The 15,172-nt window shown below is 37.0% G+C and carries 12 protein-coding genes; all 12 read left to right on the forward strand.

The window, feature by feature from the left end; genetic code table 11:
• The first annotated feature begins 71 nt into the window (after window positions 1-71).
• Window positions 72-308: a hypothetical protein gene (locus ACFIJJ_RS01495; protein WP_375622279.1), complete on the forward strand. Its 237-nt coding sequence runs from the start codon at window positions 72-74 to the stop codon at window positions 306-308.
• Between the two features lie 21 nt (window positions 309-329).
• Window positions 330-995, forward strand: coding sequence for a response regulator transcription factor (locus ACFIJJ_RS01500; RefSeq protein WP_375622278.1), 666 nt, complete (start codon window positions 330-332; stop codon window positions 993-995).
• Window positions 995-2,413, forward strand: a complete 1,419-nt coding sequence (locus ACFIJJ_RS01505) for an ATP-binding protein (protein ID WP_375645734.1) — start codon at window positions 995-997, stop codon at window positions 2,411-2,413. The genes ACFIJJ_RS01500 and ACFIJJ_RS01505 overlap by 1 nt, the downstream gene beginning before the upstream one ends.
• A gap of 233 nt (window positions 2,414-2,646) precedes the next feature.
• A complete protein-coding gene (locus ACFIJJ_RS01510; protein WP_375645735.1) occupies window positions 2,647-3,417 on the forward strand; it encodes a tetratricopeptide repeat protein in 771 nt (256 codons plus the stop codon).
• A gap of 77 nt (window positions 3,418-3,494) precedes the next feature.
• Window positions 3,495-3,974, forward strand: a complete 480-nt coding sequence (gene ccmE, locus ACFIJJ_RS01515; protein WP_273791548.1) for a cytochrome c maturation protein CcmE — start codon at window positions 3,495-3,497, stop codon at window positions 3,972-3,974.
• 7 nt (window positions 3,975-3,981) lie between these two features.
• Complete coding sequence (locus ACFIJJ_RS01520) at window positions 3,982-5,961, forward strand: heme lyase CcmF/NrfE family subunit (protein WP_375645736.1); 1,980 nt, start codon at window positions 3,982-3,984, stop codon at window positions 5,959-5,961.
• Between the two features lies 1 nt (window position 5,962).
• Window positions 5,963-6,373: a cytochrome c-type biogenesis protein CcmH gene (locus tag ACFIJJ_RS01525; protein ID WP_375622274.1), complete on the forward strand. Its 411-nt coding sequence runs from the start codon at window positions 5,963-5,965 to the stop codon at window positions 6,371-6,373.
• A gap of 212 nt (window positions 6,374-6,585) precedes the next feature.
• On the forward strand, window positions 6,586-8,097 hold the full coding sequence (locus ACFIJJ_RS01530; RefSeq protein ID WP_375622273.1) for a Do family serine endopeptidase: 1,512 nt from the start codon (window positions 6,586-6,588) through the stop codon (window positions 8,095-8,097).
• A 72-nt stretch (window positions 8,098-8,169) separates the two neighbouring features.
• Window positions 8,170-8,856 carry a response regulator transcription factor gene (locus tag ACFIJJ_RS01535; protein ID WP_273791552.1) on the forward strand — a complete coding sequence of 229 codons (687 nt, stop codon included), beginning with the start codon at window positions 8,170-8,172 and terminating at the stop codon, window positions 8,854-8,856.
• Window positions 8,853-10,235 (forward strand): ATP-binding protein, encoded by a 1,383-nt coding sequence (locus tag ACFIJJ_RS01540; RefSeq protein ID WP_375622272.1) that lies wholly within the window; start codon window positions 8,853-8,855, stop codon window positions 10,233-10,235. Before ACFIJJ_RS01535 ends, ACFIJJ_RS01540 begins: the two co-directional genes overlap by 4 nt.
• Window positions 10,236-10,312: 77 nt before the next feature.
• The gene (locus ACFIJJ_RS01545) at window positions 10,313-13,258 is read left to right on the forward strand and encodes a bifunctional [glutamine synthetase] adenylyltransferase/[glutamine synthetase]-adenylyl-L-tyrosine phosphorylase (protein WP_375645737.1); all 2,946 of its coding nucleotides are present in this window, start codon (window positions 10,313-10,315) and stop codon (window positions 13,256-13,258) included.
• 464 nt (window positions 13,259-13,722) lie between these two features.
• A complete protein-coding gene (locus ACFIJJ_RS01550) occupies window positions 13,723-14,547 on the forward strand; it encodes an outer membrane protein (protein WP_375645739.1) in 825 nt (274 codons plus the stop codon).
• Window positions 14,548-15,172 lie beyond the last annotated feature (625 nt).

Below are 15,172 nucleotides of genomic sequence, written 5' to 3' on the forward strand. Positions count from 1 at the left end.
TCGACCCAAAAAAACCATTATTTCTTTTATCCTTTATCAAGGAAGAGAAGAGATGGGTTATTGAAATATTTATGATGAAAAAAAAATTCTTGTTCGTAATAATAGCCGCTTTTTTAGAAGCAGATTCTGTTCTAGCTTCTGGGTGTGCTGAAGTAGGTAAGAAGGCTGCCGCGCAAGAGAGCGGGGTTCTCGTCCGTTCAAAACCAGTTGTTCAGGATGGAAAGGACATGTGTGCAATTGTGGTTGTTGTACCAGCCCGTAATGGTGAAAAATTACGTCGTGTTGAGTTTTTTGTTCCTGCTGATTAGTTTTTAGCAGATGGTGTTGTGATGCGTATCTTAATCGTTGAAGATGATCGGAATCTTCACCATCAATTAGCAGAAGCTGTAAGACGTGCAGGATATGTTTCCGATAGTGCTTTCGATGGTGAAGAGGCTTATTTTTTAGGGAGCACAGAGTCTTATGACGCGGTGATACTTGATATAGGACTGCCGTATATTGATGGTATTCGTGTTGTTGAAAAGTGGCGTCAAGAAGGGCTCTCCATGCCTGTTTTAATGCTAACGGCGCGAGACCGTTGGTCTGATAAGGTGCACGGTATTGATGCTGGGGCTGACGATTATGTTGTGAAGCCATTTCATTTGGAGGAAGTGATGGCGCGCTTGCGCGCATTAATTCGTCGCACTACTGGACATGCGACGAGTGCATTATGTTGCGGAAATGTTTTGTTGGATACAAAGACGTCTCGTGTTTTTGTGGATGGTCAATTGATTAAACTAACATCTTATGAATTCAGACTGCTTTCGTATCTCATGCATCATTGTGACAGGATCATTTCAAGAACAGAGCTTACTGAACATCTTTATGATCAGGATTTTGATAAGGACTCGAATACAGTGGAAGTCTTTGTAGGTCGGTTACGGAAAAAGCTTGGAGTGGATTTGATTGAAACTATTCGAGGAATGGGATATCGCGTGAGAACGCGAGGTGATTAATGAATGTTTTTGAAGAGAATAATTGGTATAGGAGGTTCTTTTTTGTCATTACTCGATCTCTCAGTTTACGTGTTATGATCTTATCAACATTATGGGTTGTTATTTCTCTTTTATCGATTTCTGCAGTAAGTATTTTATTTTATAAGCGTTCAACTGAACAAAGCCTAGAGCGTATCCTTTCTGCTCAACTCTACAGTCTTATTGCAACAGTGACGGTGTCATCGGAAGGTACTTTAAGAGGAGGGGCTGGGATTGATGATATTCGTTATTCTGATCCAACAACAGGATGGTATTGGGAAGTTGTTGCGATATCCCATAATTTAAAAGGAAGATTGACATCCCCCTCATTGGGAACAGGCGAGATATTTACACCAAGTGATGTTGATATACCTTTTGACAATAAATTCTTTCGCTCTTATCGGATAATGGGGAACAATGGTCAAAAGCTACAAGTGATTGAGAGTGATGTTGTTCTTGATAATAAAAATCATATTGCACGTTTTCGGCTTGTTGGGAATATCGATGAAGCTCATGCCCAAGTAAAGGAATTTACGCGAACTTTGCAAATTTTTCTTTGGAGTTTCGGTATCGGGAGTGTTCTTATTAATATTGCTATTATTTTCTTTAGTTTTCAACCGTTGAAGCTTATTCGACGCGCATTGAATGATATTCGCGAAGGAAGAGTTCATTATGTGAATACGGATTTAGTAAGCGAAGTGATGCCGCTTGTACAAGAGATGAATGCTCTCATTAATAATAATCAGCGTATTATTGAGCGATTTCGCACACAAGTTGGTAATCTCGCGCATTCATTGAAGACGCCTCTATCCGTGATTATGAATGAGACAGATAAGATGCGCGGAGAAAAGGCTTGTTTGTTGAGAGAGCAAACGCAAATAATGCAAGCTCAAATCAATCATTATCTTCAGCGTGCACGGATTGCAGCACAATGCGATAGTATTGTCTATCATACGTCTGTTCGCAGTGTGCTTGAACGTTTGGTGCGGGTTATGAAAAAGCTTAATCCTGAAAAACAAATTCAATTTATTATGGATGTTGATGATATTGTTTTTTCTGGAGAGAAGGAAGATTTAGAAGAAATTGTAGGGAATTTGATTGAAAATGCTACTCAGTGGTCTCGAGCAAAGGTTTTGATCTCTTGTTGTTTAGAAGAAAATGCTGAAGAAAAAGAATATTTTAGTATCTTTGTAGAAGATGATGGTCCTGGTTTAACAGAAGACAAAATTGATGAAGCATTAAAAAGAGGGCGGCGGTTTAATGAAAGTAAACTAGGGGCAGGCTTAGGGTTAGCAATTGTTTCAGATATGGTCAGTGAATATGGTGGCAATCTCTTTTTATCACGTTCTGATTTGGGTGGATTGTATGCAAAAGTTTTGTTACCTAAGATGGGAGAATGACATATTTTCTTCTTAAGCAAGAAATGTCTATAAAGTTTATAAAGCAGTATTTTAGACAATACATAAAGAGTAGGGAAACATTGTTTTTAGTTTCTTTGCTTAATTGATATATATGATAGATATTTATAATATTCTCCATGAAAAAATGAATTTTTATTAATTCACATCACTCTTCTTATGAAGAGGATAAAATGTAAGCGAGTTATTCTCTGTTCGTATTGGAAAAAAACGATATGCTCTTATTAATTTTTGCAGCATTTTTTCTGACTTTTCTGGCAAGTATTCTTTTTCTTTCACTACGTTTTGACGATGAGATAAAGAAAGAATGGAAAGTTGAAACCGTAGATGGTTATAGAAGCCATAAGCGTACGATTGAGTTTAACAAGCTTTATATGCATTATAAAAAAAGAAATATTCTTAAGGCTTTGAGTATTTTGTTTGTTCTTCTGATGACATGGAGTATTTATGGGCTGATAGGCAATCCAGAAGTGAAAAGTTATTTTTTTAGCGAATTAATGGATAAGGATCCTAAAACTCTCAGTAAGCAAGAAAAGCTTATTCGTTTACAAGTGCTTTTTTTCCGTGCACCTCATGATGGCAAGCTAGCAGATGCGTTAGCGGTAGGGTATCTCGAAGAAAGCCTTTTTCAAGAAGCAGTGAATACGTATTTAGATGCACTTCGTTTGAATGGCGAAACAGCTCCAAGGCTTGTCGGATACGGTTTAGCATTGGTTGGTTATGAAGGGGGAGTGATAACGCAAGAAGCGCAAAATGCCTTTCAAAAAGCAGCAGATTTAGCGCCAACAGATTTTTATCCACGTTTGTTGTTGGCCGATGCATTGCATCAAGCAGGAAAAACTGCGCAGGCAGTGCAATTTTTACAAAGCTTTCTTGATACAATGCCTGAAAATTTTTCAGGACAATCACGTGTTAAAAAAATGATGATTCAGTTACGTGATTTATCGCGTGAGCATACAGAGAAAAGAAATCTTGCACCTATGTAGAAGATGTGCAAAGCTCTTAAAAAATAAAATATTGATACTTAATTATAACGTATTTAAACTTTTTTCGCAGAGTGTCTATGAACAGTCAATCTTTAAAGAGTTCTGCCTCATGGAAGGTTATTTTAGAGCAGCGAAAAAAAAGGCGCTTACTGATCATATTATTATGTTGTTTGGTTATGACAATTGCAGCAAGTCTCATAGTGTATGCAATGCGTCATGCGGTCAGTTTTTTTAGAATGCCCTCTGAAATTACAAGAGAAGATATTTTAACGGAGCGCCCTTTGCGTTTGGGTGGCTTTGTTGAAAAGGGAACCGTTCAATATGTTGGAGAGAGAGGCGTTATTTTTTTTGTAACGGATAACAAAAAACATGAAAAAGTGGTTTTCAATGGTGCCTTACCGGATCTTTTTCGTGAAGGTCAGGGGGTGATTGTAGAAGGGCATTTCGATAAACAGGGCTTTTTTATAGGGATGCGTATTTTAGCAAAACATGATGAAACTTATATGCCTAAAGAAACAGCTGATCGTTTGAAAAAACATTACATTATGGAGAAATAATTCGATTGTGCTTGTCGAACTGGGTCATATTTTTTTAGCTGCAGCATTTTCAGTAAGCTTATTAGGGGCGTTTTTACCTGCTTTAGGTTTTTGGTGGAGAGAGCGTTTGTTAATGCAAACAGCTGTTCCTCTAACATATATTACTTTTACATTACTACTTTTATCTTTTTTAGTGATAATTTATGCTTATGTCGTATCTGATTTTTCTGTTTTGAACGTTGTTGAGAATTCTCATTCAGAAAAACCGATGCTCTATAAAATTACAGGTGTTTGGGGAAACCACGAAGGCTCTATGTTGTTATGGGTTTTAAGTCTTGCTTTTTTTAGCGCATTGATGGCTTTTTTTAGCCAACATTTGCCAGAAGATTTTAAGACGCTTGTTTTAATTTGCCAAAGTTGGATTACAACTGCTTTTCTTTTATTTATTCTTTTTGTATCCAATCCATTTTTACGTATAAATCCACCAGCATTGCAGGGAAATGGTCTCAATCCTCTTTTACAAGATATCGCATTAGCAATTCATCCACCGCTACTTTATTTAGGTTATGTCGGTTTTTCACTTTGTTTTTCTTTTGCCGTTGCGGCATTGATTATGGGACATGTTGATAGAATTTGGGCACGTGGGATTCGTCCGTGGCTTTTACTTGCTTGGTGTTTTTTGACATTGGGTATTATGGTTGGCTCCTATTGGGCTTATTATGAGCTAGGATGGGGCGGTTATTGGTTTTGGGATCCTGTTGAAAATGTTTCGTTTATGCCTTGGCTTTCAGGAACGGCTCTTTTACATTCTGCTCTTGTTCTCGAAAAACGAGAAATATTGAAAAGTTGGACTCTGTTTTTAGCGCTGCTTACTTTTTCTCTTTCTCTGATGGGAACTTTTCTTGTGCGTTCTGGGCTTTTAGTTTCTGTTCATGGTTTTGCTGTTGATCCAGCACGGGGGAAAGCAATGCTTGCGCTTTTCTTTTTTTTTACAGGAGCGGCTTTTTTTCTTTTTGCTTTGCGCACCCCTATTTTAAAAACAGAAAGATTTTTTCAACCAATTTCACGTGAAGGGTTTATTGTTTTAAATAATTTGTTACTTACAACAATAACAGCAACAGTATTGATTGGTACGCTTTATCCTTATTTTATTGAGATATTAACTGGGCAAAAAATTTCTGTAGGGGCTGCTTTTTTTAACCTGACCTGTGGACCACTAATGCTTTTGCTGTTGTTGTTTGTTCCGTTTGGGACAATGATGGCATGGAAACGCGGTGATTTTCTTGCAGTTTTTGAACGGTTGTGGTTTGTTTTTGTATTCGTTGGTATCGTCTGTTTTATAATATTCTATGCGGCATCTGTGCGTGATATTTTTGCAGTTTTAGGGATTGGGCTTTCAGCGTTTGTTTTTTTAGGCAGTTTAGTGGATCTATGGGGAAAGAGTGGATATGGCAAGAGAGATTTTTCAGTACGCGTTAAGAGATTTCTTGGATTGCCATGGTCTACTTTTGGTGCAGCAATAGCACATATGGGATTAGGCGTTACATTATTTGGTATTGTTTGTGTGGCAAGTTTTGGGCAAGAACGTATTTTAATCATGAACGTAGGGGATAGGGTGACGATAGCGGATAAAATGCTTCATTTTGATGCAGTGTATGATGGTGTTGGTTCGAATTATTCGACAATGGAGTTTTATTTTAAAATATATGAAAATAAAAACATTGTGGGTCATGTAACAGCCTCAAAGCGATTTTATTCAAGTCAAAATACATCAACAACAGAAGTTGGTCTGAAAAATCATGGCTTATCGCAGCTCTATATTGTGCCGGGACGGATCGATAATCGGGGTCTTGTTGTGCACATATGGTGGAAGCCTTATGTAATATGTATTTGGTTAGGGGCATTCATGATGGCTATGGGAGGATGTCTTTCTCTTTTGGGGTATTGGTTTCGCATTGGCATGTACAATAGGGTAGTGCTTGCTTTAAATTTTGGGAAAAGACATTGAGATGAAAAAAATTCTTTGGATTGTATTTTTTTTAATTGCAACGTTTCCTTTTCGATTAGCAATAGCAGTAGAGCCGGATGAGATTTTAAAGGATAAGATTCTTGAAGCGCGAGCACGCCATATTTCATCGCATTTACGTTGTCCGGTTTGTCAAAATCAATCAATTGATGATTCAGATGCTGCTTTAGCACGTGATTTACGGCTTTTAATTCGGGAAAGGCTAAAAATGGGCTATAGTAATCAGCAAGTTACTGACTTTCTTGTTGAGCGATATGGTGAATTTATTCTCTTGAAACCACCATTGAATAAAATAACTTGGTTTTTATGGTTCTCGCCTTTGATCATTATTATCATTGGTATAAGTATCATATTTTTCCACTTCAAACGGAATAATCATGCGTTATGTGAATGAAAAAGAACAGTCAAAAATGTCATTGCATTAAAAAAGATGTTACATAAAAAAATCAGATTATCTGAATGAGCATACAATCTTATTGTAATTATATTAGGGAATACTGAAACCTTACAAAACTTTAATAATTTAGACAGAAAACGGTAAGGTCTGATATTTTATAAGTGATCGGAATTGAAATAAAGGTATGATTGAATAGGAGCATAGAATAAATGGTTAAAAAGGCTTTCTTTAAAACATTTGTCGCAGTGAGTTTTTCTGCGATATTGGAAAGTGCACTGTTTTTTAGTGGATGTACATCAAGCTTGTGGATGACAAAGGCTCATGCAAGTTCTGTATTGACTTCGTTAATACAACAACAGGGATTTGCCGATATTGTTGCTCAAGTGAAACCAGCCGTTGTAGCAGTACAAGTAAAGAGCAATAAAAAGAAAGAAGATAGGTTCTTTAGCAACTTTTTTAGTGGTCCAGGACTTGATCAATTACCAGATCAGCATCCTTTAAAAAGATTTTTTAAAGAGTTTTATGATTTTGATAAACCTAAAAATAAATTTCCGCACCAATCGCAGAGACTCCGTCCAGTTGCTTTTGGATCGGGTTTTTTTATTTCGTCTGATGGTTATATTGTGACCAATGATCATGTGATTTCTGATGGAACAAGTTATACTGTTGTTCTTGATGATGGTACAGAATTGAACGCAAAGCTCATTGGGAAAGACCCCAAAACCGACCTTGCCGTATTAAAAGTGAATGATAAAAGAAAATTTTCCTATGTTGATTTTGGTGATGATTCAAAGCTTCGTGTTGGGGATTGGGTTGTTGCCATTGGGAATCCATTTGGTCTTGGTGGAACTGTGACAGCAGGTATTGTTTCTGCACGCGGACGTGATATTGGCACTGGTGTGTACGATGATTTTATTCAGATTGATGCCGCTGTTAATAGAGGAAACTCTGGTGGGCCAACGTTTGATCTTAATGGAAAGGTTGTTGGGGTTAATACAGCAATTTTTTCTCCTTCTGGAGGAAATGTTGGGATTGCTTTTGCTATTCCAGCAGCGACTGTAAAACAGGTTGTACAACAACTTATTGAAAAAGGTTCAGTTCAACGTGGTTGGTTAGGTGTTCAGATTCAGCCGGTAACAAAGGAGATTTCCGATTCAATAGGATTGAAAGAAGCCAAAGGTGCTTTGGTTACTGATCCGTTAAAAGGACCGGCAGAAAAGGCTGGTATTAAAGCGGGTGATGTCATTATTTCAGTGAATAATGAAAAAGTTGCGGATGCGCGTGAGCTGGCGAAACGTATTGCAAATATTAAACCAGGAGAAATGGTAACCATAGGGATTTGGAGATCAGGTAAGGAGGAGAGCATCAAGGTTAAACTCGCTGCAATGTCTGAAGATGAAAGTAAGAAAGAGACTTCAAAACATTCAAATGGACAGAGTGATTTAGATGAAACATTGGAAGATTATGGTCTGATTGTTATGCCTTCTGATGATGGTGTAGGGGTTGTCGTAACGGATGTCGATACCGATTCAGATGCTGCAGATAAAGGGATACGCCCTGGTGATATCATTGTCACAGTAAATAATAAACCGGTTAAACGAGTCTCTGATATTATTAACACAATCAAAAATGCTCAGCAGTTAGGAAGAAAGGCTATACTCTTACAAGTGCGAACAAATGATCAAAATCGTTTTGTTGCTCTTCCAATTTTCAAAAAATAAGACTTTAGTTGTAGGACAAATGTTTATTACATATTTGCCCTACAACATAATAAAATAATGGAGATACGTTTTATGAAGATACTCGTTATTGAAGATGATCATGAGACGGGGCATTATCTCGAAAAAGCTTTTTTGGAAGTAGGGCATTCTGTTGATGTTGCTTATGATGGGGATACGGGATACGCTTTAGCAACCACGGAAAATTATGACGTTATGGTTGTTGACCGAATGCTTTTGCATCGTGATGGTCTTTCTATTATTGCTGAATTGCGCGCTAAAGGCAATGAAACACCGGTTCTTATCCTGTCTGCTTTAGGGCAAGTTAATGATCGTGTAACGGGGCTGCGTGCAGGGGGAGATGATTATTTGACAAAGCCTTATGCTTTTTCTGAACTTCTTGCGCGTGTTGAAGTTTTACAACGGCGGAAAAATCCTAAAGAAGCAGAAACTGTTTACTGTGTAGGTAATCTTGAGCTTGATCGGTTAGCACATACGGTAAAACGAGGTGATAGAAACATTCTATTGCAACCACGAGAGTTTCGTTTACTTGAATATTTGATGCGTTATGCGGGGCAGGTTGTTACACGCACTATGCTTTTGGAAAATGTTTGGAATTACCATTTTGATCCACAAACGAATGTCATTGATGTCCATATCTCCCGTTTGAGAGCCAAAATTGAAAAAGATTTTGATGTTCCCCTTCTCCATACAGTGCGTGGAGCTGGATATATGCTAAAAGTACCAGATAACAAAGCATGAATCGTTTGATTAATATAATGCGCACGACGGCGCTAAGGCTTTCAGCACTTTACATTTTATTGTTTGGATTGGTGGCAACAGGACTTTCTATTTATATGACGGCATTTTCTGCTTCATTGTTAACAGAGCAAACTGAACAGGCTTTACATGAAGAATTAAAGTATATTGAAAATGCTTATAATTATGGGGGATTATCCTTATTAATGCGCACTATTGATTATCGTTCAAGACAACCAGGAGCATTTCTTTATCTGGTCACGGATTCTATGGGGCGTATTTTAGCAGGAAATGTAGCACGTATTGAATTAGGTCTTTTGAATCAGAGTGGTTTTATTTCTACCTCTTTTTTGTATTCCCGTTTTGGAGAACATGGCAAAACAAGTGAACATCGCGCTTTGGCGGTTATTGTTGATTTGCCTAATGCTATGAAGATTCTTATAGGACGTGATTTGGATGAGCCAGAACGTTTTGCAGTGGTTATTCGTAAAGCTGTGATCATTGCACTTGCCGCAATGGTTGGAGGCGCTTTACTCATATGGTTTTTTGTTGGCAGGAGAGCTTTACAAAGGATTGATCATGTAACGGCTGCATCACAGCGCTTGATGGATGGTGACTTCAGTGGGCGTTTACCTGTTTCTGGAGTAGGGGATGAGTTTGATCGATTGTCAACCAATCTTAATGTTATGTTAGACCGCATTGAAGAGTTAAATATTGGTTTACGTCAAGTATCAGATAATATTGCTCATGATCTGAAAACACCGTTAACGCGTCTTAGAAATCGCGCTGAAGAGGCGCTTTCAGGAAATAAGACAAAGCTTGAGTATCGTCAGGTCCTTGATAGGGTTATTGCAGAATCAGATCAACTTATTTGTACGTTTAATGCGATTTTAATGATTTCACGTATTGAGGCCAGCAGTGCAATTGAGCATCTTGAAATGATGAATATGAAACTGATCCTTGAGGATGCTGTTGAGATTTACGAACCTTTTGCTGAAGAGTCAGGTGTTTTACTTCGGTTGGGGAATATATTTGATAAAGAGCTTAAGTTGAATCGTGAGCTTATTGCACAATCAATTTTTAATCTTATAGATAATGCCATTAAATATGCCTCTAAAGGTGAAAGGAAAGCAGAGGTTTGCTTATCAATGGAATATCGTGATGAACATTTATTAGTTGTTGTAAGCGATAATGGACCAGGAATAGCAGAGGATAAACGTGAAAAAGTGACAGAACGATTTGTTCGTCTTGAAGAAAGTCGCACACAACCTGGGTTTGGGATTGGTTTAAGTATAGCAAAAGCGGTTATGAAGCTTCACGGGGGTGAATTGTTACTTGAAAATGCAAATCCAGGGCTTAGGGCTATTTTGTTATTTCCTTAAAGATATTTTTCTTCACTTTTCTCTTTTCATACGTAACAACTATTTTAAAAGTATAAAGCAATAGAAAGGAAGGCAAAATGCTTTTCAAGGGAGCAGAGACGAAACAAGCTTTTTTAAAAACACAGCTTCTCCCTTTATGTCCTCTCGATAAAAGTGGTTCCCAATGGTTAAAAGACATGGAAGAACAAGCAAGGAAAGAAGGTTTAGAATCGCTTGTTTCCATCATTTCAGAGAGTGGAACGCAGATTGATTTTATCAGTTCGGTTATGACCTTATCTCCTTTTTTGCGTGAGGTTTTAATTGCCAATCCATCATATCTTAGTGCTTTATTAAATGTTGATATAGAAACAAGGCTGCGCGAAATTATAGATGATATTACGGCTATTGATAAGGATGAATCTATAAATGAAACTTCATTGATGGCTGCTTTAAGGCGCAAAAAACGAGAAGCGCATGTTCTCATTGCTTTAGCTGATTTGGGTGGTGTTTTTACTTACGAAGTTTCATGTGCTTGGTTAACTCGTTTGGGTGAAGCAGCATTAAGTGTAGCACTACGTTTTCTATTAAGAGAAGCGCATGATCATGGTAAGATCAATTTATTAAGCCGTGAGAATCCAGAAAAAGATTGTGGTTTAATTATTTTAGGGATGGGAAAATTAGGAGCAGGGGAACTTAATTATTCTTCTGATATTGATCTTATTGTTTTCATTGATGAAACATCACCTCATATTGGTAATATTTCTGAAAGTGTTGACGTATTTTCTAAAATGGTACGCCGATTAATCCGTATCATTCAAGAACGCACTGCGGAAGGATATGTTTTTCGTCTTGATTTTCGTCTTCGTCCAGATCCAGGATCAACCCCTTTGGCCTTACCAGTAAGGGCTGCATTGCGTTATTACGAAGGGCGTGGGCAAAATTGGGAACGAGCAGCTATGATTAAAGCACGTCCAGTTGTTGGCGATAAGAGGGCAGGTTTTAACTTTCTCAAAGAGCTTTTTCCCTATGTGTGGCGGAAATACTTAGATTACGCTGCTATTGCTGATATTCATTCGATCAAACGTCAAATTCATGCGCATAAAAATTACGGTCAAATTGCAGCTTATGGGCATAATATAAAGTTAGGTCGTGGGGGTATTCGTGAGATTGAGTTTTTTGTTCAGACACAGCAGCTCATTGCTGGTGGACGTTTTCCTCAATTACGTGGACGTCAGACAGTTGCAATGTTAGCAGAACTTCACACGCTTGGTTGGATCAGTGAGAAAACGAGAAATAGCCTTATAAAAAGTTATGCATTTCTTCGAAATGTGGAACATCGTATTCAAATGCTTTTCGATGAACAAACACATCTTCTTCCAAATGATACAGCTCAATTCACGAGTGTTGCCTATTTAATGGGTTATCAAGACAGGAGCAGTTTTATCCGTGATTTATTAAAAACACTTCAGGTTGTTGAAAAACATTATGCTGCACTGTTTGAGAATGAGCAAGAACTTGGTTTAGAAATTGGTAATTTAGTTTTTACAGGTGAAGAAGATGATCCGGAGACATTAATAACGTTAAGCCGTTTAGGCTTCGAAAGAGCAAGTGATATTTGTCGTATTATGCGCACGCTCCATTTTGGTCGTTATAAAGCAACGCAATCAGCCGAAGCACGCGAGAGATTAACGGAATTAACGCCAGCTCTTTTGAAAGCTTTTGGCGGGACAAAACGAGCTGATGAGGCGATGTTGCGTTTTGATGGTTTTTTACAGGGCTTACCTTCAGGAATTCAGCTTTTTAGTCTTTTGCAGTCTAATCCCTCTCTTTTGGATATGCTTGTCCTTATTATGGGGGCAGCTCCACGTCTTGCAGAAATTATTGCACGCAGATCCCATGTTTTTGATGGAATGTTAGATCCGAATATTCTTTCAGAATTACCGACCAAAACATATTTAGAAAAACGGCTTGAATATTTTCTTGAAAATGTTCTTTCTTATGAGGAAATTCTTGATCATTTAAGGATTTTTGCAGATGAACAACGTTTTTTGATTGGTATTCGAATTTTAAACGGTACAATTACAGGAGAAAGAGCGGGTTTTGCTTTTACTGCGCTTGCTGATCTTATGATTACAAAAACATTTGCTACCGTTCAAGAGGAATTTTCTCGTCTTCATGGTCGTATTAAAGGTGGGCGTGTTGGCATATTGGGTATGGGGAAGCTTGGAAGTCGCGAATTAACGGCAGATTCCGATGTTGACCTCGTTTTGCTTTATGAACACGATGATGATGCAGAAATATCTGATGGAGAAAAGCCTCTTTATATCTCTCAATATTATACGCGTTTAGCACAGCGCCTCGTTTCTGCTTTATCCACTCTTACAAGCCAAGGTGTTCTTTATGTCGTTGATTTAAGGTTACGGCCGTTAGGCAATAAAGGGCCTATTGCTGTTTCTTTTCCATTTTTTAAAAAGTATTATCGCCAAGAAGCATGGATATGGGAATATCTTGCTTTAACAAGGGCTCGAGGCATTGCAGGAGATCCTGATTTTTTACAAAAGCTAGAAAATGAAGTGTGTGCAATTATTGCTATTTCTCGTGATAAGAAGGAAGTTGCAAAAGAAGTATGTGAAATGCGTTCCTTGATTGCAAAGGAAAAGCCGCCAAAAAATCAATGGGATTTAAAAACGATGTCTGGTGGTATTATGGATTTGGAGTTTATTGCTCAATTTTCTCTTATTACGCATGTCATGGAGTTTCAAATTGGAGCGACGACAGCGGATATTTTAGATCACTTACCAAACAGTTTTCTTAATCAGTCATGTATTGCTGATTTACATTATGCCTATCGTCTTTATACAAATTTGAGTCAAATTATACGGCTTTGCTTAAATGATTCTCTTGATCCCAATGACATGCCACCTGGATTAAGTGACCTTTTGTTGAATAGTGTTGGGGAACCTGATTTGCTTCGTGTTGAAAAATTAATTGCAGAAACTGGGCAATTGGTCTGTTCAGTTTTTACAAAAATCATGAAGCATTAAAATAATTCTATAAGAATAAATAAAAATTATTAATTCCATTTTTATATATTAATTTTTTGTCTTTTATTTCATTAGACGCTTGAGAGGGTTAGAGTGAAGTTCTCTACTTGTTTTTCAAGTGTGATGAAAAAATTCTCCATTCTAGGTGTCATTCTTTATACAAAAAGCGCTGAGTGATTATTTTAGTGAATCATATTCTTTATGAGATTTATCTCATTTTTTTCAAAACATTGATATTATTATTATCTAATTCTAGATAATAATAATTAATATGAAGCTATAAAAGCTACTATAGATTAATAGTTTCTGGAAATTATAAATAATATTTAAATTTTTTTAAATACTATTTAATTAAAACTAATTTTAATTTTTTAACTGTGTCATTTTTGCTATAGATTTTTTCAAAAAATTGTGAAACGATTGACCATTATTTATGTATCACATTAGCTTTTAGGGGAGCAATTATGATTACAAAGTATTTAACCTCAACATCTATATTTTCTTTAATTTCAATTTCTATCGTACAGGCGGCGGATAGCGTTATTCCTGAACAGCCTGTTCCTGTTCTTGCAGCGCCTTCTTTTTCTTGGACAGGATTTTATCTTGGAGGGCAGATTGGAAACTTTTCAGGCAAAACGACTGCAAGTTATTTAAAAAAAGAGACAGGGGTATGGAATCCAGTTGAAAAAGAGAATTTGCCTAAACTTTCTGGTTTTATCGGGGGCGTTTATGCAGGCTTCAATATTGATATCAATAATGGTTTTATTATAGGTATTGATACGGATGTTATGTTGTCTAATAAAAAAAATTCGAAGGATATCCCTCTACCAAAAAATCAAAAGGAAGAAACATCAAAATCTTTAGAAAGAACAAATCACGCAAGAGATTCTCATGAGGAGGAATCTCCAGCGTTGCCTATTGAAGCTATACGTAATACTTTAAAACAAAAGTGGGCTGGTGCTACACGGGTGAAAGTTGGTTTTCCGATTGAGCGGATGATGCCTTATATTTCCGGAGGGGTTGCTTATACGCAGCTTCGGAATACTTTTACGGCAGTAGCTGATAGCAAAAATGAAGAAGTTGATTTTTCTGAGTGGTTGCATGATGAAAAAAAGACAATGGTTGGTTATACCTTTGGAGGTGGTATTGATTTTGCAATGACTAATAACATTATTGTGCGTGCAGAATATCGTTATTCAGATTTGGGTAAGAAGAAGTTCATACAGGATAAAGTTGAACTGAACTACAAGACAAACGATTTCCGCGTGGGTGTAGCTTATAAATTTTAATTTTTTGCAGAATTAAACACTTCAAAAGTCTCATTTTCGAATGAGGCTTTTATTTTTCAGATATGTTCTAGTAAATATCCTTTACTCAAAAGAGCTACTATTTTATTCAAACAATACTTTGATTTGTAAATAATAAATTATTTTTTGTCATGTTGAGTGAGAGATCCAAGTATCATAAGATTTTCTCATTTTAAACCTATACCATGTCGACCAATCAAAACCGCGTCTTTTGCACGTCAAAAGGAGGGAGAGCCGTGAGATAGAAAACAAAAGAAGGAATAAAAATGCCTCTTATGAACCATCTTAAGTGCTAAAGGCTGTCGCTACATTGGGGAGTGGCAAAGTGTGAGATTTAATACTAGCCTAGCTTGCTTTTCCATAAATGTAAAGATGGTGCTGCTAAATGAACTTATCATTACATTATTCATAGGTGCCGTCGGGAAATGGATTTGGATGCTTTAAAGATGCTTTTTTAAACCAACATGTGAATTGCAAGCTAATGGCATTTTATTTGAAAGACCTCTTATACAATCAACTTTTCTGTTTTGCGTTATCATAAAATATCTTTTTTAATAACAAAAAGATCGCAAAAAAAATTCTAAAGCACGTAAAATTACAGCCGAAA

The organism is Bartonella sp. TT29SHDZB (assembly GCF_042193395.1).
GTDB lineage: Bacteria > Pseudomonadota > Alphaproteobacteria > Rhizobiales > Rhizobiaceae > Bartonella.